Below are 19,948 nucleotides of genomic sequence, written 5' to 3'. Positions count from 1 at the left end.
GAAAACGCGTCAAAGCAAGAGTTCAGAGCCGCAGGCTCTGGAGACGTTGCGCCGGCGCGCGAATGGCGTCCGCCGTCCTACTGGCCGTTCGTGATCCCGGCGCTCGTCGTGGTGCTGGCGGTGATCATCTTTCCGTGGGTGTTCACGATCTGGATGAGCCTGCAGGAATGGAAGGTCGGCTCGCCGACCGTCTTCGTCGGGCTCGCCAACTATTTGCGGCTGCCGACCGATCCGCGCTTCGTCGAGGCGGTCGGGCACACGCTGTCCTACACCGCGCTGTCGGTCGTGCTGCCGCTGGTGTTCGGCACACTGGCGGCGGTGGTGTTCCACCAGAAATTTGCTGCGCGTGGCTTCCTGCGCGGCATCTTCATCATGCCGATGATGGCGACCCCGGTGGCGATCGCGCTGGTGTGGACCATGATGTTCCACCCGCAGCTTGGCGTGCTCAACTATGTGCTGTCGCTGGTGGGCCTGCCGCCGCAGCTCTGGGTGTTCAACCCCGCGACGGTGATCCCATCGCTGGTGCTGGTCGAGACCTGGCAATGGACGCCGCTGGTGATGCTGATCGTGCTCGGCGGGCTCGCCGCGATCCCGACCGAACCCTATGAGAGCGCGCAGATCGACGGTGCCAATTTCTGGCAGGTGTTCCGCTTCATCACGTTGCCCTTGATCATGCCGTTCCTGTTCATCGCCGGCATGATCCGCATGATCGACGCGGTGAAAAGCTTCGACATCATCTTCGCGATTACGCAAGGAGGCCCGGGATCGGCGTCGGAGACCATCAACGTCTATCTCTACAGCGTTGCCTTCGTCTATTACGACCTCGGCTACGGCTCGGCGATCGCGGTGGTGTTCTTCCTCCTGATCGTGGCGCTGGCCGCGCTGCTGCTCTACCTGCGCAAGCGCCTGCTGTGGACATCTGAGCTCGGGGGCGAGGCATGAATCCGCGTCAGATTCTCGGGCGGATCGGGCTTTGGCTGTCGGTGTTCGTCATCGTCTCGCCGGCGATCCTGTTCTTCCTCTGGATGGCCTCGCTGTCACTCAAATTCGAGATCGACAACGCCTCCTATCCGCCGGTGTTCTTTCCGGAGCACATCGCCTGGAAGAACTATGCCGACGTGTTCGCCTCCAACCGCTTCCTGACCTATTTCAGCAACAGCCTGATCGTCACCGGCTGCGCCACGGGCCTTGCGATGCTGGTCGGCGTGCCCGCCGGCTACGGCATCGCGCGGATGGCCGCGCATAAATCGGCGATCGTGATCCTGATCGCCCGCATCACGCCCGGCCTGTCGTATCTGATCCCGCTGTTCCTGCTGTTCCAGTGGCTCGGCCTGCTCGGCACGCTGGTGCCGCAGATCATCATACACCTCGTCGTCACGGTGCCGATCGTGATCTGGATCATGATCGGCTATTTCGAGACCACGCCGCTGGAGCTGGAGGAAGCCGCGCTGATCGACGGCGCCACGCGCTGGCAGGTGTTCCGCCATGTCGCGCTGCCGATCGCCAAGCCCGGGCTCGCGGTCGCCTTCATCCTCGCGGTGATCTTCTCCTGGAACAATTTCGTGTTCGGCATCGTGCTGGCCGGGCGCGAGACCCGCACGCTGCCGGTCGCGGTCTACAACATGATCTCGTTCGACCAGCTGAGCTGGGGCCCGCTCGCCGCCGCCGCATTGATCGTGACCGCGCCGGTGCTGCTGCTCACCGTGATGGCGCAGCGGCAGATCGTCGCCGGGTTGACGGCGGGCGCGGTGAAAGGCGGCTAAGGCGATATGGATTCACGGGCCGTTGCAGGGGCGTACCCAAAATATCGAAAACAACCCCATGCAAAGGAGCCGGCGGCGGCCCGCGTTCGACCAAACAGCTTGACACGTCGGGCAACTCAGAGATATTCTTCTAATATTCCGAAATTGCGCAAGCATCCCTGTCACCCCAAGGCTGTCGCATATGGCATTTGTAGGCGTCTGAAACTGACGCTTCCACGTCGCAGGGGGATGAGCGAACGCGCCTTCTTCGCGACTGCAGCTCAGGCATGTGCTCATTAAACTGCCGGCCGACTGATGTCCGGTCACCCACCGACAGCGGCTAAAGAGCGGACATCCCCCGAGGTGGGCCATGAGCAGAAGTCCGAGCTATCGGCCTGGGACGTACTTTGGGGCTCATCGCGGTGGGCCGCCGGTGCAAAAGGCTGAAACAAGTAGTAGCGTGGGCATCCCACCCGCAAATCCGGCTCGGTCGCGGCTCCAGGGTTTTTAATATCGCCTGCCGGTAACCGAGCGCCTGTGATGGAGGATGCAATGCGCCAGTCCTCAACGCTAGACCGCCGCTCGTTCATCAAGGCCGCAAGTCGCTTCGTCGGCGGGACGGCCGCCGCCGGAAGTTTGCCGTCGCTTGGCCCATCGACGACGACGGCCCGAGCGCGCTCGCAGCCCAATGCGCCAACGCCCGAGCCGCTGATCCAGCCGCCTGAAACGCGCAGCGCTAACGGCATGCTTGATTTGACGATGACGGCGGCTCCCGGACCGGTGCAGCTCGCCGATCGCGCGTTTACCGGCCTGCTCTACAATGGCGCTTATGTGCCGCCGACATTGCGAGCGCGGCTGGGCGATACGTTACGCATCACTCTCCGCAACAATCTGACCTCCGGGCTCGATCGTCCCGGCTATGTCGGCCCTGTCTGTACCGGGGCCGGCACCCCGTCGAACTTACATTTTCACGGAATGAGCGTGTCGCCACAAGGCAACAGCGACAACGTATTCGTCCACGTTCAGCCCGATGACACCTTCCAATACCAGGTGCGTATCCCGGCGTCCGGCAGGCAAGGTCCGGGCATGTTCTGGTATCACCCCCATGCGCACGGCTTCGTCAATGATCAAATCCTTGGCGGTCTGTCGGGCGCTCTGATCGTCGACGGGATCGAGCAGCTTTTCCCGCTGTTGCGCGGATTGCCGGAACGGCTTTTCCTGATCAAGCACGTCAAGCTTGACGACGAAAGCGAACTGGTTTCGATCAATGGTCAGATCAATCCGGCCGTCGCCATGCGCTCCGGTGAAATTCAATTCTGGCGTATCGCGCACATAGGAGCCTCGGAGTTCTTCAAATTCCGCGTCGAGGGCATGCCGCTCTACGTCGTGGCGACCGACGGCCACGCGTTATCGCAGCCGCACAAGACGACTGAATTTTTCATTGGTCCCGGCGAGCGGATCGACGCCATTGCGGTCGGACCGCCGGCAGGCGAATATCCGATGCGAACCATTGCTTTCCAAAACGAGGCCTGGCGGCCGCCCGAACCGGTACTGCAATTGGCAGTCATAAGCTCAAGTGGTTCGTCATCGAGTGCGAAGCTCGAAGATGAAATCTTGCGTCAGCGAGTCACCGGGCCGCAATGGATCGAGGAGGTTCGCGCCGCGCCGATCGCACGACGCCGGACGCTGGTTTATTCGCGAACCGCAGACCGCAAGCTGTTCATGATCGACGACCGCGTCGTCGACGAGGCGCGCACCGACCAAACCGTCAAGCTCGGCGAGACAGAAGAGTGGACGGTAGTCAACACGGATCAACAGTATCACAGCTTCCACATTCACCAGACAGCCTTCCTGGTGACGGAGGTTGGCGGCGTTTCCTGGAGCGATGATAGTTTGCGCGACACCTTTTCGGTCCCGCCTGCAACGGATCAGCGGCCCGGCGTGCTCAAGGTCGTCATACCGTTCACCGACCCCGTGATCGTCGGTCGGTTCGTCTACCACTGTCATGCTGTCGATCACGAAGACAAAGGCATGATGGGAGTCATCGAAGTCGTCGCCTGAACATGGCTGTGCTCTGCGCCGGCGGATTATTTCGGGCCTTTCCGCGGCTACTCCGCCTGCGGTCCCTGATCTCTTCGGTCTGCGGAACCACTTGCACTTCACCGCCGGCAACGAGGCAATTGATCAAAAGCTGCATGATATCGGCAGCTCCGGTCCCGTCGTGCTCGAGCCGGATTATTCGAAGCTCAAGGTTGTCGGCCTTACGCGCGACGTCGCCGAGTCCTACGTGCCGATGAACATCACGGTCTCTTATGCGGGACAGGATGGAACGGCCAAGCCGTTTCTAATGATCATCAATTGGCTTCGCGTCGGAAAGGACTGGAAGATCGCGTCCGAAATCATTCTGCCGGTGCCGCCCGTACCCGCCGCGAAGGGCTAGGCGCTTCGATCCGGCTATGGCTGCGCGTTGATGAGTCCGCGTCCCAATCTCATCTCACTCTACGCAGCGAGCGCCTCCAGCACCGCGGCTGCATCGGTGACCCAGCCGAAAATGCCGCCCTGGGCCTTGATCATCTTCAGGCCCATCTCGTGGAATTCCGGGAAGTAGGACGCGCAGCCGTCGGAGATCACGACGCAGCGGTAGCCGCGGTCGTTGGCCTCGCGCACCGTGGTGTTGACGCAGACTTCGGTAGTGACGCCGCAGACCAGGAGATTCTCGATGCCGTATTTCTGCAGAATGTCGCCGAATTCGGTGGCGTAGAACGCGCCCTTACCGGGCTTGTCGATCACGATCTCGCTGCCCTGCGGATAGAGCTCGGGAATGATGTCGTGCCCCGCCTCGCCGCGGATCAGGATCCGTCCCATCGGTCCGGGATCGCCGATCCGCAAGCGAGGCGCGCCGCGCTCGAGCTTCGCGGGCGGCGCGTCGGAGAGGTCGGGCAGATGGCCCTCCCGGGTATGGACCACGAGCAAGCCGGCGTCGCGCGCGGCCGCGAGCACCGCTGCGATCGGCTTCACCGCGCGGGCAAGCCGGCTGACGTCATTGCCGAGCGTCTCGCCGAAGCCCCCTCGCTCCATGAAGTCGCGCTGCATGTCGATGATGACGAGCGCGGTCTTGCTCCAGTCGAGCGTGATCGGCGCCGGCTCCGCCGCGATCGTCCCGCTTGAATTCGCCATGACGCATGCCCCGAATGCGAGAAAACCCGCGTTTGATTAAGCAAACCGCGTGCCATTGCGCAATGATGCGGCGCATCGCGGCGATCCCGATCAGCATGTGACCGTACGCTGCATTTGCGCATTCTGCGATCTTGCTGGCATGATCGTTGCTAGCTGAGAGCCAGACGGGAGCCCGACCGAACGAAGATCATCGTTCACGACATGACAGCCCATTTCAAACAGGCGGGAGGACAGGCATGAATGGACTTGGCGGTCTCAACAAATCACCCAACGGCGTGGTGATCGGACTGGTGCAGCTGCAGTTGCCTGTGGTTGCGACAAGGTCCGACCTGGCACGGCAGACGGAGCGCATCGTATGGATGGTCGGCAAGGCGCGGCGCAACCTCGGAACCATGGACCTCGTCGTGTTCCCCGAATATTCGCTGCACGGCCTCTCGATGGATACCAATCCGGAGATCATGTGCCGGCTCGACGGGCCTGAAATCGCGGCTTTCAAGCGGGCCTGCATCGAGAACAAGATCTGGGGCTGCTTCTCCATCATGGAGTTCAACCCGCATGGCAACCCCTATAATTCAGGGCTGATCATCGACGATCACGGCGATATCAAGCTGTACTACCGCAAATTCCATCCCTGGATTCCGGTCGAGCCGTGGGAGCCCGGCAACATCGGCATTCCCGTGATCGACGGACCGAAAGGCGCCAGGATCGCGCTGATCATCTGCCATGACGGCATGTTCCCGGAAATGGCGCGGGAATGCGCCTACAAGGGCGCGGAGATCATGATCCGCACCGCAGGCTACACCGCGCCGATCCGCGACAGCTGGCGCTTCACCAACCAGGCCAACGCGTTCCAGAACCTGATGGTGACGGCCAATGTCTGCATGTGCGGCTCAGACGGGTCGTTCGACTCGATGGGCGAAGGCATGATCGTCAATTTCGACGGCAGCATCATCGCGCACGGCACCACGGGACGGGCCGACGAGATCATCACCGCCGAGGTGCGGCCCGACCTCGTGCGCGAGGCGCGGATCAACTGGGGCGTCGAGAACAACATCTATCAGCTCTGGCACCGCGGCTATGTCGCGGTGAAGGGCGGCGCGATGGATTGCCCCTACACGTTCATGCAGGACATGGTGTCCGGCCGCTTCCGCCTGCCCTGGGAAGATCAGGTCAAGGTCACCGACGGCACATCCTGCGGCTTTGCTGCACCGACACGGATGTTCGGCAAGACCGCGAAGGCCGCCGAGTAGCCGGCCCTTTGATGTGAGCATGATCTCTTCGGAAAACCGCTCCACACTTTTCCGGATCATGCTCTACTTGAAGAAGTGCACGAGGCCGATGCTCAAGGCCAGCAGCAGCATCAGCGACAGCGTGACGGCCGCAGTCACCCGGCCGCCGACGGTCGAGAGCACGCGGACATCGACGCCGAGCCCGAGCGCGGCCATCGAGACGACGGTGAGGATCGCCGCCGTCTTGGTCACCGGCGCGATCGCGATGTCGGGCACGAGCTGGAACGAGCGCAGCGCGGCCAGCACCAGGAAGCCGATGATGAACCAGGGCACCAGCTTGAACGGGCTGATCGAGGCGGCCTTTGAAGTGCCCTCCTTCGCGGCGCCGGCCTTGCGCCGCCGCGCCACCAGCAGCGAGAGGCCGATCACGATCGGGCCCAGCATCAACACCCGCACCAGCTTGACCAGCGTGCCGATCTGGGTCGAGACGATGCCGGCCGGCACGGTCGCGGCCAGCACCTGCGGCACGGCGTAGACCGTGAGCCCGGCGAGGATGCCGTATTGCGTCGCCGTCAGCTTGAGCAGCGGAATCAGCAGCGGCAGGCCGAGCACCATCAGCACGCCGAGAATGGCGGTGAACGAGATCGACGAGGCGATGTCGTCGCCGTCGGCCTCGATCACCGGCGCCACCGCCGCGATCGCCGAGTTGCCGCAGATCGAGTTGCCGCAGGCGATCAGGATCGCGAGTTTGGTCTTGAGCCCGAGCACCCGGCTGAGGCCATAGCTCACCGCCAGCATGATCACGACGGTCACGGCGATGGCACCGATCAGCAGCCCGCCCGAGGCCACGATCGCGGCAAAGCTGATAGAGGCGCCGAGCAGCATCACCGCGACCTCGAGCAGCTGCTTGGCGCTGAAGGCAATGCCCGAGCGCCAGCGCTCCGACGGCTCCCAGGCGGTGCGCACCGCCATGCCGAGCAGGATCGCGACGACGAGAGCCTCGATATAGGGGTGGTCGAAAACGCGCTCCTCGGCGGCCTGGACGCCGAGCGAGATGACGGTGACGACCCCGCAGAGCAGAATCCCCGGAATGAGCTGGAATATGCGCCTCAGCGCCCCCTGCTTCTGCCCCTGGTCTTGTTCTTGTTCCGGCACAAAATCCTCTTTTCGGAGAAGATTTTATGCGCCAGGGCGCACCTCTTGGCTAATATATTTTCGGACTGCCCCGATAGAGAGAAGTTATGTCCCTCAACCTGCATCTGCTCCGCTTGTTCGCGGCCGTGGCGAGAACCGGAAGTTTCTCCCGCGCCGCCGACCTCCTGCACATCAGCCAGCCGGCGATCTCGAAGGGCGTGCGGGATTTCGAGCTGCAGGTCGGCTGCCGGCTGCTCGACCGCACGCCGAAGGGGGTGCGGCCGACCCGGGAGGGCGCGGCGCTGGCGCGGCATGCCGAGACGCTGTTCGCGGCCGAGCGCGCCGCCGAGGACGAATTGCAGGCGCTGCGCAACCTCGACAGCGGCTCGCTGCGGATCGGCGCCAGCACCACGATCGCGACCTACATGATCCCGGAATATCTCGGCGTGTTCCACCGTGCCTTTCCCGGCATCGATCTGCATGTCGTGAGCGCCAACACCAGCGATATCGCCGCGCTGATGCTGGGACACGAGATCGAGATCGCCCTCGTCGAGGGGCCGGTCGAGGACGAGAATTTGATCAGCGAAGCCTGGCGTACCGATGTGATGGCGCTGATCGCCGGTCCGGATCATCGCTTCGCAGCGGTCCAGGGGCCGATCGACATCCGGTCGCTGAATGACGAGATCCTGATCGTGCGGGAACCCGGCTCAGGCACGCGCGAGGTGGTGGCGCAGGCGCTGGCCGCGCACCACGTCGAGCCGCAGCGGACGCTCGAGATCGGCAGCACCGAGGCGATCAAGCAGGCGGTGGCATCAGGTGTCGGCGTCGCCATCGTGTCGATCGCGACGATCGACGATCAGGTGAAGCTCGGAAAGCTGAAGGTGATCCCGATCAAGGGCGTCCATATCGAGCGCACGCTCTGGCAACTGAAATCGCCCGGCCGGCTGGACGTGCCGGCGGCGGTGGCGTTCGAGGGGATCATTCGGGAGACGCGGGCGGCGAAGACGGCGCCGCGGATGCCGGCGGCTAGAGCGCGGCGAACAGACCCTGCGCCCAGGCAACGGCATGCTCGAAGCTGAACACGCCTGGCTCGAAATAGACGGCCCTTGCCAGCACGATGCCGACCACCAGCACCCAGAACACGCTGGTGCCCGCGGTCTTCAGCCATTTCGACACGCCCTCGCTCGCGATCGAAGGATCGACCGCGGGGACCGGCTCGCCGAAGGGATCGAATGCGGATTGGCTCATCGTCGTAACCATCAGGAATACCCTGAGAATGTCGCGACGACGGGGGCGGAAGCAAGGGTCGTGGAATGCCTTTTGCGGCGGTTACTTGGAAGGACGTTTTCCGGCTCGAAAGCGAGGGAGCATTTCCTTCTCAACGCGCCAAAAGCGCGATGAGATCGGGTTGAATCGTCATCGCGCGCTTCAATGCCTGCTGAGACTAGGTTCAGCTGGAACAGCGTCGAAGGTTCACCTCTCCCTTGGGAGAGGTCGATTTGCGCAGCAAATCGGGTGAGGGGTTACGGTCTATCGAGAGAACAAGAGCCCTCACCCGGATTGCACTGGACGATGCTTCGCATCGCCAGGCGCAATCCGACCTCTCCCCGGCGGGGAGAGGTGAACCAAGACCGCGCCAAGCCGCTTCAACCAAACCAAAACCGCTTCGCACTTTTCCGGACCATGCTGTGCGGGCATCAACTGTCGGTCACACGCTGCGGCGCCACGCGTGGCAGCGTGATCCGCATGCGTGTCCCCATGCCCGGCGCGCTGTCGAGATGGAGCTCTCCGCCCAGCCGGTTGGTGACGATGTTATGAACGATGTGGAGACCGAGCCCGATGCGGCCGATGTCGCGGCGCGTGGTGAAGAAGGGATCGAAGGCCTGCCGCAGCACGTCGTCGTCCATCCCGCAACCGTTGTCGGCGAACAGGATCTCGACCTGGTCCGCGCCTGACGCGCGCAGCCGGATCGTGATGATGCCGCCCTTGCCATCCGGAAACGCGTGCGCCACCGAATTGACGAACAGGTTGGTCAGCACCTGGCCGTAGGGGCCGGGATAGCTGTTCATGGCAAGACCGGGCGGGCAATCGACCTCGAGCGCCAGGTTGTTCTTCGGCAAGGCCGGACGCAGGTTCGAGAGAACCTGCTCGGTCGCCGCGCCGAGATCGAACTGGCTGCGGTCGAAATAGCTGCGATCCACCGCCACCTGCTTGAACGATTGCACCAGGTCCGCCGCGCGCTTGAGGTTGCCGACGAGCAGCGACGAGGCGCTTTCGACGACCTCGATGAAATCGCTCAGGCTGGAGCGCTTCAGCTTGCCGCGCGCGGCCTCGGCAGCGAAGTCGGCGCATTTCTGCTCCAGCACCGAGGCGACGGTGAGACTGGTGCCGACCGGACTGTTGATCTCGTGCGCGACGCCGGCCACAAGCCGGCCCAGCGCCGCGAGCTTTTCCGCCTCGATCAGCGACGCCTGGGTCTCCTGCAGATGGTGCAAGGCCTTCTCGGCTGCATCGCGCGCGGCGCGGATCTCGCGTTCGCTCCGCTTGCGATCGGTGATCTCTTCGGCCGCAACGTTGACGCCGACGATGCTCCCGTTCGGTTCGCGCTGCGGATGCCAATGCGTGATCCAGCATCGCTCGTCATTGTGGCCGGGGCGCTGGCCGTAAACCTCCACGCCCGTGACGGGCTCTCCGGTCTCCATGATCGACCGAACGATACCTTCGACCGCCGAAGCCAGTGCGGGCACGCAATCGTGCACCGTGCGCCCGAGGTGGCCTTCGACCGAAATGCCGCAGATCTCGGTGAGACGCTGGTTGATCTGAAGGTAACGGCAATCGGGAGAGAGGTAGGCAAGACCGATCGGCGCAGTGTCGTAGATCAGCTGCAGCGCCGGTTGCTTTGGGAACTGAACGTCCTGGACGACGGACGACCTCATGTCCACTACCCCCCGTTGCACCAAGTCTAGCGCTTCACGCCCGGCCCGCAATAGGCCAGCTGAGGCGGAAACGGCGGTCTGATCTGTCTGGACTCGGCACGGGTCGGGGCCGGCAGCGGCCCCTGGACCGGTGCCTGCGGCGTGCTGACGCAACGTGGACAGCAAGCGCTCCTCAGCGAAGGCCTGCGAAGCGCGCAATTTTAGCTATTCACTGCAGCGTGCGGACGAAAATTCTCGACGAAGCGCAGCAGCACCCGCGCGCCGGTGTCGGCATCGGCGAGCTCGACATGCTCGGCCGGATTGTGGCTGATCCCGCCGCGGCAGCGCACGAAGATCATGCCGATATCGGCGACATCCACCATCGCCATGCCGTCATGCCCCGCCCCGCTCGGCAGCTCGAACGCGGCATGCCCCTCGGCCGCGACCGCCTCGGCGATCTGCGTCTTGAGCCACGGCGCGCAGGGCACGCTGCGGTTCTCGTGGGTGACGTCGATCTGCAAGGCGAGGTCGCGGCGGTTTGCGATCGCCTCGATCTGCCGCACGATGTCGGCGACGGCGCGCTTGCGATGCATGTCGCTCTGCGAGCGGATGTCCATGGTGAAGGACACCTTGCCCGGGATCACATTGGTGGCGCCCGGCATCGCGTTGACATAGCCGACGGTGCCGACGAGGCCTTGTTCGTCGGACCTGCAAAACTGTTCGATCGCAACGATGCATTCGGCAGCGCCCGCCAGCGCATCGCGCCGCAGCTTCATCGGCACCGTGCCGGCATGGCCGGCGACGCCGGTGAGACTGGCGGCCAGCCGGGTCGCGCCCGAAATCGCGGTGACGACGCCGACCGGCAGCGCCTTCTCCTCCAGCACGGGACCCTGCTCGATGTGCAGCTCGACATAGCCGAGCAGCTCGCGGCGGGCGCGCGCCGCCTTGCCGATATGATCGGGCTTGAGCCCGAACTGGATTAGCGCGTCGCGCATCGACGTGCCGGCGCGGTCGCGCGTGTTGAGCACGCTCTCGTCGAAGGTGCCGGCGACCGCGCGGCTGCCGAGCAGGGTCGAGGCGAAGCGCACGCCCTCCTCGTCCGCAAAGCCCACGACCTCGATCGCGAACGGCAGCCGCTTGCCGCGCCGGTTCAGATCGGCGACGCAGGCGATCGCGGTGATGACGCCGAGCGGGCCGTCCCATCTGCCGGCGTCGCGCACCGTGTCGTAATGCGAGCCGAGCATCAGCGCCGGCAGGCCCGGCCGCTCGCCCTCATAGCGGCCGCAGACATTGCCGATGGCATCGAGATGCGCGGTCATGCCGGCCTCGCGCATCCAGGACAGGATGAGATCGGCCGCCTTGCGATGCTCGTCGGTGAGGAAGACTCGCGCCAGATGCTCCGGCGTCTCGGAGATCGTCGCGAGCTGACCGATCCGCGCCACGATCTCGCCGCCAAGGGGGGACGGTTTTGTCTCGCTCATGCTGTTTCCCATCAGTCCAACCCGGCACCCGAGCCGGTCTCACTCGTAGCAGGCCCGATCCGATTCACCAGCCGGCAAATGACGCTCCGGGCGCCGACCCCGGACGACGCTCGCATCGGCCCGCCACCGGTTAGCGACTGCTTAACGGCATTGCATACAACGACGATCGATCGCTCATAAAATAGGCAGAACGATCCCGATCGACTTCCGAAGCCTATCAGGTCGTTCACCGTTTCCGTTCGAATTCAATCGCTTACGGCGCAATGATCGCCAAACATGCTCTGGCATGAAGCTTGCGACACTTCCCTCAAGCTCCGCCGTCGGGCGGCTGCGACAAGGACAGGCGGGCCTGACCCGCCGGAGGGAGCAGGCGATGGATTTTGGCAGGATTTCAAGAAGGCATTTGTTGCAGGGAAGCGCCGCATTGGCGCTTGGCAGCACGCTCGGCATTCGCGGCGCGGCGGCAGCGGAAACCACGGTCGGCTTCATCTATGTCGGGTCGCGCGACGACTACGGCTACAACCAGGCGCACGCGCAAGGAGCCGCGGCGGTGAAGAAGCTTCCCGGCATCAAGGTCGTCGAGGAAGAAAAGGTGCCGGAGACCGATGCCGTCGAGAAGACCATCGAGTCCATGATCAATCTCGACGGCGCCACGCTCATGTTCCCGACCTCGTTCGGTTACTACAACCCGCACGTCCTCAAGATGGCGGGCAAGTTTCCAAAACTGCATTTCGAGCATTGCGGCGGCCTGTGGTCCGACAAGGACCCGAAGAACGCCGGCAGCTATTTCGGCTATATCGACGAGGCGCAGTACATCTCCGGCATCGTCGCCGGCTATTCGACCAAGAGCGGCAAGCTCGGCTTCGTCGCCGCCAAGCCGATCCCGCAGGTGCTGCGCAACATCAACGCGTTCACGCTCGGCGCCCGGCTCGCCAATCCGAAGGCGACCACGCAGGTGATCTTCACCGGCGACTGGTCGATGCCGGTCAAGGAAGCCGAGGCGACCAACAGCCTGATCGACCAGGGCGTCGACGTGCTGACCTGCCATGTCGACGGACCGAAGACGATGGTCGAGAACGCCGCGCGCCGCGGCGCCTTCGTATGCGGCTATCACGTCAACCAGTCGCCGCTGGCGCCGAAGGCCTATCTCACCGGCGCCGAGTGGAATTGGGAGGCGCTCTACCCGAAATTCGTCAAGATGATCACCGCGGGCGAAGCGATCCCGAACTTCTATCGCGGCGGTCTCAAGGAAGAGATTGTCAAGGTGTCGCCCTATGGCGAGATGGTCTCGGCCGAGGCGCGCAAGCATGCCGACGACGTCAAGGCCAAGATCATCGCCGGCGAATACACCATCTTCAAGGGCCCGCTCGTCGACAACAAGGGCAAGACGGTGATCGCTTCCGGCACCGATCGCGGCCAGCAGGATCCCGAACTCGAGAAGATGGACTATCTCGTCGAGGGCGTGATCGGAGCCACCGCGTGACGACCGAGGCGGCGGAATCGGTGGAGGCGGCCGGCATCGCTCCGGCCGCCGATCCCGGATTCCTCCAGCGCCACGGCGCGAGCATCGAATATATCCTGATCCCGGGCGCGGCGCTGGTCGGCGCGCTCGCGGTGTTCGGCGGTTTTGTCGCGCTGTACGGCAAGAACCCGCTCGATCTGTATTTCTACATGTATTACGGCGCGTTCGGCACCGCCTTCTCCTGGCAGAACACGCTGACCCGCGCCGCGCCACTGATCCTGACCGCGCTGTGCACGGCGCTGCCGGCACAGCTCGGCATGGTGATCATCGGCGGCGAAGGCGCGCTGTTGATCGGCGCGCTGTCGGCGACCGCGGCGGCGCTGGCGCTGCAGGGCGCGGCGCCGATCGTGGTGCAGATCGCGATGGTGATCGCGGGCATGATCGGCGGCGGCCTCTGGATCACGCTGTCGGGCGGCCTGCGGCAATATCGTGGGGTCAACGAGACGATCTCGAGCCTGCTGCTGGTCTATATCGCGCTTGCAATCCTCAATCATCTGGTCGAGGGCCCGATGCGCGATCCGGCGAGCCTCAACAAGCCGTCGACGCGCGAGATCGGCGCCGCCAACATGATCGGCACCATTCCCGGCACCGACGTGCATTGGGGCCTGGTGTTCGGCCTCGTCGCGGCCGTTGCCGCCTACATCCTGATCTATCACACCACCTTCGGCTTCGCCGCGCGCGTCGCCGGCGGCAACATCCGCGCCGCCAAGATCGTCGGCCTCAGTGTCGGCAAGCTGATCCTGACCGTCTGCTTCCTCGCCGGCAGCTGCGCCGGGCTGGCCGGCATGATCGAGGTCGCGGCGGTGCAGGGCCGCACCAACGCCAATCTCGCAGCGGGCTACGGCTTCACCGGCATCCTGGTCGCGTTCCTGGCGCGGCAGAATCCGCTGGCGATCATTCCGGTGGCGATCCTGCTCGGCGGCATCTCGGCCTCCGGCGGCCTGCTGCAGCGGCGGCTAGACCTGCCCGATGCGTCCGTGCTGGTACTGCAAGGCATCATCTTCGTGTTCGTGCTGGCGAGCGATGCGCTCTACGGGCGCCTCGGCTTCCTGAAGGGAAAGGCCTGACATGGCGGATGCATCGCTCGGGCTGTGGACCGTCCCGCTCGCCGTGTTCGGCGGCGCCATCCGCGTCTCGACGCCGTTCCTGTTCGTCAGCCTCGGCGAATGCATCACCGAGCGAAGCGGCCGCATCAATCTCGGCCTCGAGGGCACGCTGGTGATGGGCGCGATGAGCGCCTACGGCATCTCCTATCTCTCCGGCTCGCCGTGGTTAGGGGTGCTCGCGGCCGGCATCACCGGCGCCCTGTTCGGCGCGCTGCATGCCGGGATCTGCTCGCTGCCGCGGGTCAACGACATCGCGGTCGGCATCGCCTTGATGCTGCTCGGCACCGGCCTCGCGTTCTTCCTCGGCAAGCCGCTGATCGAGCCGACGGCGGCACGGTTGCCGGCGATCGATTTCGGCTGGTGGAGCGACATCCCGCAGGTGCGCGCCGCGCTGCGCATCAACGTGCTGTTCCTGATCGGCGTCGCGATCGCGCCGCTGCTCTACTGGGCGTTCAGGACGACGCGCTGGGGCCTGTTGATCCGCACCGCCGGCGAGAGCGCCGATGCGGCGCGCGCGATGGGTCATTCGGTGCTGCTGATCCGGCTGCGCGCCACCATGGTCGGCGGTTTCCTCGCCGGCATCGGCGGCTCATTCCTGTCGCTGTTCTATCCCGGCAGCTGGAACGAAGGCCTCTCCTCCGGCCAAGGCATCACTGCGGTCGCACTTGTCATCTTCGCGCGCTGGGACCCGATGCTGTGCCTGTGGGCCTCGCTCGCCTTCGGCGGCGCCGCCGCGCTCGGGCCCGCGCTGCAATCGGTCGGCATCACCTCCGGCTATCACCTCTTCAACGCCGCGCCCTACATCCTGACCTTGGCGATCATGATCATCACCTGCTCGCCGAAGCGCACGCTGACCGGCGCGCCCGCCGAATTGTCCATCACCCGATAGCATCTCGAAAGATCATTCCATGCCCGAGCGCTTCATCAAGTCCGAGCCCTACGCCTGGCCCTACAACGGCGATCTGCGGCCAGAGAATACCGCGCTCATCATCATCGACATGCAGACGGATTTCTGCGGCGTCGGCGGCTATGTCGACAAGATGGGCTACGACCTCTCGCTGACCCGGGCGCCGATCGAGCCGATCAGGAAGCTGCTCGCGGTGATGCGCGCGCAGGGCTTTCACATCATCCACACCCGCGAGGGGCACCGCCCTGATCTGGCCGACCTGCCCGCCAACAAGCGCTGGCGCTCGCGCCAGATCGGCGCCGGCATCGGCGATCCCGGCCCCTGCGGCCGGATCCTGGTGCGCGGCGAGCCCGGCTGGGAGATCATTCCGGACCTCGCGCCGCTGCCGGGCGAGCCTGTTATCGACAAGCCCGGCAAAGGCTCGTTCTGTGCCACCGACCTCGAGCTGATGCTGCGGCTGCGCGGCATCGAGAACATCGTGCTGACCGGCATCACCACCGATGTCTGCGTGCACACCACGATGCGCGAGGCCAACGACCGCGGCTTCGAATGCGTGCTGGTCGAGGACTGCTGCGGCGCGACCGACAAGGGCAATCACGATCACGCGGTGAAGATGATCAAGATGCAGGGCGGCGTGTTCGGCGCAGTGGCCAGATCCGCCGACCTGATCGGGGCGCTGTCGTGATCATCGGCGAGCCGCCCGCACCATCAGGCGCGTTCGGCGTCGACGCCATCGCGATGACGATGCGGTTCGGCGATTTCACCGCGCTCGACAATGTCGAGCTCAAGGTGCGTCCCGGCTCGTTCCACGCGCTGCTCGGCGAGAACGGCGCGGGCAAGAGCACGCTCGTGAAATGCATCATGGGCTATTACCACGCGACCGAAGGCGACATCCTGGTCGGTGGCCGCCAGCAGGCCATCGCCAATCCGAAGGACGCGCATGCGCTCGGGCTCGGCATGGTCTACCAGCATTTCACGCTGGTGCCGGCGATGACGGTCGCCGAGAATCTGGTGCTGGCGCGCGACGACGTGCCTGCGATGGTCGACTGGCGCAAGGAGAAGAAGGAGCTCGAGGCCTTCCTGGCGCGGATGCCGTTCAAGGTGCCGCTCGACGCAAAGGTCGCCGACATCTCGGCCGGCGAACGGCAGAAATGCGAGATCCTCAAGCAGCTGTACCTGAAGCGGCGCTTCCTGATCCTGGACGAGCCGACCTCGGTGCTGACGCCGGGCGAAGCCGATGAGGTGCTCGGCATGCTGCGCGCGATGGTGGTCGCGGGCGAGCTCACCATCCTGATGATCACGCACAAATTCCGCGAGGTGATGGCCTTTGCCGACGAGGTGACCATCCTGCGCCGCGGCAAGCTTGCCGGTAGCGGCCGGGTCGCCGACCTGACGCCGGACGAGATGGCCCGCACCATGATCGGCGCCGAACAGCTGACGGTGCAACCGCCGCGCACCGGCGAGACCGGCGCGCCGCGGCTCGAGCTCGACAAGCTCACCGCGCTTGACGATGCCGGCGCGATCGCCGTGCACGGCGTGTCGCTGACCGTGAAGAGCGGCGAGATCGTCGGCATCGCCGGCGTGTCCGGCAACGGCCAGCGCCAGCTCGTCGAGGTTTTGGCCGGCCAGCGCGAGGCCGAGAGCGGCGTGATCCGCGTCCAGGGCGAGACCTATGCGGCGAGCCGCGCGGAGATGCGCCGCCACAGGATGTCGCTGTTGCCGGAAGAGCCGCTGAAGAACGCCTGCGTCGGCGGCATGAGCGTCGCCGACAACATCGCATTCCGCGAGTTCGATCGCGCCCCGTTCGCGCGCGGCGGCTGGTGGCTGAACCGTGCCGCCTTCCGCAACGACGCCGAGCGCAAGATCAACCGCTACAAGATCAAGACCCGCACGCCGGAGACGCCGATCGCGGCACTGTCGGGCGGCAATGTGCAGCGCGCGGTGCTGGCGCGCGAGCTCTCGGGCGACGTCGAGGTGCTGATCGCCGCCAACCCCTGCTTCGGACTCGACTTCGCGGCGGTGGCGCAGATCCACGCCGAAATCATGGCCGCCCGCAACCGCGGCGCGGCAGTGCTGTTGGTCAGCGAGGACCTCGATGAGCTCCTGGAGCTGTCGGATCGGCTGGTCGTGATGTTCCACGGCACGTTCGTGCATGATATCAGCGCCAGCGAGGCCGACCTCACCGAGATCGGCCGGCACATGGCGGGACACTGACCATCCGCGTCATCGCTTCGCTCGCAATGACAAACAGCTCTGGCCACACAAAGATGTCGTCCCTGCGAAAGCAGGCTTTCGCAGGGACGACACCGGAGTTTGTGGCGCGCGATCCCGGCAAAAGCCCGCCATTGCAACGACGAGGCCGGTTTATCAGCGCTCCGCGTCATATCAACGCCAAACTAGGCGATCTCGAACGCTTCCGCGGCGAGATGCTTCAGATTGGCATGCCAATGCTCGGCGATCGCAAGCCGCGTCGGCACCCAGACGTGCTCGTGCTTCTGGATGTAGTCGAGAAAGCGCATCAGCGCGGCGGCGCGGCCGGGACGCCCGACCACACGGCAATGCAGGCCGATCGACATCATCTTCGGTGATGTCGCTCCTTCGGCGTAGAGCACGTCGAAACTGTCCTTCAGATAGGTGTAGAACTCCTCGCCGCCGCCAAAACCCTGCGCGTTGATGAAGCGCATGTCGTTGGCATCCAGCGTATAGGGGATCACGAGATGCGGCTCGGTGCCGGCTGCCTTGATCCAATAGGGCAGATCGTCGGCATAGGAATCGCAGAGATAGCGCAAGCCGCCCGCCTCCATCAAAAGCCGCATCGTGTTGATCGAGGAGCGGCCGGTGTACCAGCCGAGCGGCCGCGCGCCGGTGGCTTCGGTGTGGACGGCGATGGCGCGGGCGATCTCCTCACGCTCCTCGTCCTCCGACATATCCTTGTGCTCGACCCAGCGCAGGCTGTGGCTCGCGATGTCCCAGCCCGCCTCCTGCATCGCGGCGACGACGTCCGGATTGCGCTTCAGCGCCATCGCGACGCCGAACACCGTGGCCGGCAGCTTCCGCGCGGTGAAGATCCGCCACAGCCGCCAGAAGCCGGCGCGCGAGCCATATTCGAACATCGTTTCGATATTGGCGTGACGCTGGCCGACCCAGGGCTGCGCGCCGAGTACGTCGGACAGAAACGCTTCCGAGGCGCGATCACCGTGCAGGACGTTGTTCTCGCCGCCCTCCTCGAAATTGACCACGAATTGCACGGCGATGCGCGCCGCGTCGGGCCATTTCGGATCGGGCGGATTGCGGCCGTAGCCGCGGAGGTCGCGCGGATAGCGGGCCTCGGTCACATCAGATTTCCTCGAAGCGGATGTTCTGCGCGCCCTTCCACAACACGGTCTTGCCGAACGCGGTGAGGTTCTCCAGCCCCGAGGTCAGCGTGATGAAATGATTGCCGGCGAGCTGGCCCATCTTGCTGGCGAAATGCACGCCGCCATAGGCGAGCAGGATCTCGGTCTCACTGATGCCGCCGGGATAGAGGATGATCTGGCCCGGCGCCGGATAGCTGGTGTGGTTCTCGTAGGACACGCCGAAGTCGAGATCGCCGAGCGGCATCCAGACGCCCTCGCCGCTCCAGCGCACGTGGATCGCCTGGCTCTCGAACGGCATCGCCTTGCGGAACGCGGCGACCGTCTTCGGTGCCAGCTGCTCCTCGAAACGGGCGTCAAAGGTGAACTCGCCGGCGCGGACAATCAGTTTGCTCATCGATCTCTCGTGGGTGGGCCAAGAAGTGATGCCCCAACCATTGCCGCCGGCCCCGGCCGGACGCAAGGCCGATTCCAGCCCCGGAAGTCGGTTTTTCGCCGCTCGGCGCCCCCCCTCCCCCCGCAACGCAGATTTGAGCGGAGTTGCGTTGCGCGCCGCCTCCCCGTTTGCGAGCCTGCGAGCATACGTCGAACAGGGTGACCAGATGACAACAAGCAGTCTGCACGGACATGTGGCGCTGGTGACCGGCGGATCGCGCGGCATTGGTGCGGCGATCGTCAAGATGCTGGCGGATGCCGGCGCCGCCGTCGCCATCAATTATCGCGAGCGCTCGGCCGCGGCGGAGACGCTGGCGAAGGGCATCATTGCCGCCGGCGGCCGCGCCGTCGCGATCGCCGCCGACGTCTCGGAAGCGGCCGCCGTCGCCACGCTGGTCGAGCGCGCCAAATCCGAGCTCGGCCCGGTCGACATCCTCGTCAACAATGCCGGCATCGCCATCGTCAGGGGTGTCGACGACCTCACCGAAGAGGATTTCGACCGCACCATCACGGTCAATCTCAAATCGGCGTTCCTGTGCACGCAGGCGGTGCTGCCGATGATGCGCACCCGCAAATGGGGCCGCATCGTCAACATCTCCTCCGGCGCCGCGCGCGGCGCCGGCTCGATCGGGCCGCACTACAACGCATCCAAGGCGGCCGTGGAGGGCATGACCCGCGGCTATGCCGCACGCCTCGTCAAGGAGGGCATCACGGTCAACGCCGTCGCGCCCTCGCTGATCGAGACCGACATGATGAGGGGACAGAGCGAGCTGGTCAGCCGCATTCCGATGGGGCGTTTCGGCACCGCCGAGGAGGTCGCGCAGGCCGTGATGCTGCTGGTCAACAATCCCTACATGACCGGACAGACCATCGCGATGAGCGGCGGCATGGCGTTCAACTAGGCGGACTCATGAATCCGCCATGCCTGCTCTACCCCTAAAACCGGA

General features: G+C 64.9%; 18 protein-coding genes and 1 pseudogene. 12 read left to right on the top strand and 7 right to left on the bottom strand.

Translation table 11 applies throughout. From position 1 onward, the window contains the following. Positions 1–90: 90 nt before the first annotated feature. The 4 genes and pseudogenes from XI02_RS14075 to XI02_RS14060 all read left to right on the top strand — a co-directional run. Positions 91–942, top strand: coding sequence for a carbohydrate ABC transporter permease (locus tag XI02_RS14075; RefSeq protein WP_240537034.1), 852 nt, complete (start codon positions 91–93; stop codon positions 940–942). Beyond that, positions 939–1,763 (top strand): carbohydrate ABC transporter permease, encoded by an 825-nt coding sequence (locus tag XI02_RS14070; protein WP_069277735.1) that lies wholly within the window; start codon positions 939–941, stop codon positions 1,761–1,763. The genes XI02_RS14075 and XI02_RS14070 overlap by 4 nt, the downstream gene beginning before the upstream one ends. 531 nt (positions 1,764–2,294) lie before the next feature. Next, on the top strand, positions 2,295–3,803 hold the full coding sequence (locus tag XI02_RS14065) for a multicopper oxidase family protein (protein ID WP_240537032.1): 1,509 nt from the start codon (positions 2,295–2,297) through the stop codon (positions 3,801–3,803). A 106-nt stretch (positions 3,804–3,909) separates the two neighbouring features. Further along, positions 3,910–4,182 (top strand): annotated as a pseudogene (locus XI02_RS14060) (hypothetical protein); the annotation flags it as partial. Positions 4,183–4,241: 59 nt separating this feature from the next. Here XI02_RS14060 and XI02_RS14055 read toward each other — a convergent pair. Beyond that, positions 4,242–4,919: a cysteine hydrolase family protein gene (locus XI02_RS14055; protein ID WP_172648327.1), complete on the bottom strand. Its 678-nt coding sequence runs from the start codon at positions 4,917–4,919 to the stop codon at positions 4,242–4,244. Positions 4,920–5,155: 236 nt separating this feature from the next. Here XI02_RS14055 and XI02_RS14050 point away from each other — a divergent pair, with 236 nt between their 5' ends. Then, positions 5,156–6,169 (top strand): formamidase, encoded by a 1,014-nt coding sequence (locus XI02_RS14050; protein WP_172648328.1) that lies wholly within the window; start codon positions 5,156–5,158, stop codon positions 6,167–6,169. Between the two features lie 63 nt (positions 6,170–6,232). Here the strand turns inward: XI02_RS14050 and XI02_RS14045 are convergent, their stop codons facing one another. Next, positions 6,233–7,303 (bottom strand): YeiH family protein, encoded by a 1,071-nt coding sequence (locus XI02_RS14045; protein WP_172648329.1) that lies wholly within the window; start codon positions 7,301–7,303, stop codon positions 6,233–6,235. Positions 7,304–7,389: 86 nt separating this feature from the next. Between XI02_RS14045 and XI02_RS14040 the strand changes: the two genes are divergently transcribed. Then, positions 7,390–8,361: a LysR family transcriptional regulator gene (locus XI02_RS14040; RefSeq protein ID WP_069277740.1), complete on the top strand. Its 972-nt coding sequence runs from the start codon at positions 7,390–7,392 to the stop codon at positions 8,359–8,361. Here XI02_RS14040 and XI02_RS14035 read toward each other — a convergent pair. The 3 genes from XI02_RS14035 to XI02_RS14025 all read right to left on the bottom strand — a co-directional run bounded on the left by XI02_RS14035 (position 8,309) and on the right by XI02_RS14025 (position 11,678). Continuing rightward, complete coding sequence (locus tag XI02_RS14035) at positions 8,309–8,530, bottom strand: hypothetical protein (RefSeq protein ID WP_038377517.1); 222 nt, start codon at positions 8,528–8,530, stop codon at positions 8,309–8,311. The genes XI02_RS14040 and XI02_RS14035 overlap by 53 nt on opposite strands. 449 nt (positions 8,531–8,979) lie before the next feature. Next, a complete protein-coding gene (locus XI02_RS14030) occupies positions 8,980–10,218 on the bottom strand; it encodes an ATP-binding protein (RefSeq protein ID WP_172648330.1) in 1,239 nt (412 codons plus the stop codon). Positions 10,219–10,418: 200 nt separating this feature from the next. After that, on the bottom strand, positions 10,419–11,678 hold the full coding sequence (locus XI02_RS14025) for an allantoate amidohydrolase (RefSeq protein WP_172648331.1): 1,260 nt from the start codon (positions 11,676–11,678) through the stop codon (positions 10,419–10,421). Positions 11,679–12,051: 373 nt separating this feature from the next. On the opposite strand from XI02_RS14025, the gene XI02_RS14020 reads away from it, so the two are divergent. Genes XI02_RS14020 through XI02_RS14000 form a run of 5 tightly spaced genes read left to right on the top strand, consistent with a single transcriptional unit; the run spans position 12,052 to position 17,427 of the window. Continuing rightward, positions 12,052–13,161 (top strand): BMP family ABC transporter substrate-binding protein, encoded by a 1,110-nt coding sequence (locus tag XI02_RS14020; RefSeq protein ID WP_137477186.1) that lies wholly within the window; start codon positions 12,052–12,054, stop codon positions 13,159–13,161. Next, positions 13,158–14,267: an ABC transporter permease gene (locus tag XI02_RS14015; RefSeq protein ID WP_194483455.1), complete on the top strand. Its 1,110-nt coding sequence runs from the start codon at positions 13,158–13,160 to the stop codon at positions 14,265–14,267. Before XI02_RS14020 ends, XI02_RS14015 begins: the two co-directional genes overlap by 4 nt. Position 14,268: 1 nt before the next feature. Continuing rightward, positions 14,269–15,195, top strand: a complete 927-nt coding sequence (locus XI02_RS14010) for an ABC transporter permease (protein ID WP_018270387.1) — start codon at positions 14,269–14,271, stop codon at positions 15,193–15,195. Positions 15,196–15,214: 19 nt separating this feature from the next. Continuing rightward, positions 15,215–15,898 (top strand): cysteine hydrolase family protein, encoded by a 684-nt coding sequence (locus tag XI02_RS14005; protein ID WP_172648332.1) that lies wholly within the window; start codon positions 15,215–15,217, stop codon positions 15,896–15,898. Next, positions 15,895–17,427, top strand: a complete 1,533-nt coding sequence (locus XI02_RS14000; RefSeq protein WP_172648333.1) for an ABC transporter ATP-binding protein — start codon at positions 15,895–15,897, stop codon at positions 17,425–17,427. Before XI02_RS14005 ends, XI02_RS14000 begins: the two co-directional genes overlap by 4 nt. Positions 17,428–17,609: 182 nt before the next feature. On the opposite strand, the gene puuE is transcribed toward XI02_RS14000, so the two are convergent. Together puuE and XI02_RS13990 are read right to left on the bottom strand one after the other, a co-directional pair. Continuing rightward, positions 17,610–18,548, bottom strand: a complete 939-nt coding sequence (puuE, locus tag XI02_RS13995) for an allantoinase PuuE (RefSeq protein WP_018270385.1) — start codon at positions 18,546–18,548, stop codon at positions 17,610–17,612. Position 18,549: 1 nt separating this feature from the next. Next, on the bottom strand, positions 18,550–18,963 hold the full coding sequence (locus XI02_RS13990; RefSeq protein WP_016843084.1) for a DUF3830 family protein: 414 nt from the start codon (positions 18,961–18,963) through the stop codon (positions 18,550–18,552). Between the two features lie 205 nt (positions 18,964–19,168). On the opposite strand from XI02_RS13990, the gene XI02_RS13985 reads away from it, so the two are divergent. After that, positions 19,169–19,903, top strand: a complete 735-nt coding sequence (locus XI02_RS13985; protein ID WP_172648334.1) for an SDR family NAD(P)-dependent oxidoreductase — start codon at positions 19,169–19,171, stop codon at positions 19,901–19,903. Positions 19,904–19,948: the final 45 nt, after the last annotated feature.

This window comes from Bradyrhizobium sp. CCBAU 21365 (assembly GCF_015291305.1).
Taxonomy (GTDB): domain Bacteria; phylum Pseudomonadota; class Alphaproteobacteria; order Rhizobiales; family Xanthobacteraceae; genus Bradyrhizobium; species Bradyrhizobium elkanii.
The sequence above is the reverse complement of the archived record's forward strand: the minus strand, read 5'-3'. Positions and strand labels throughout refer to the sequence as shown.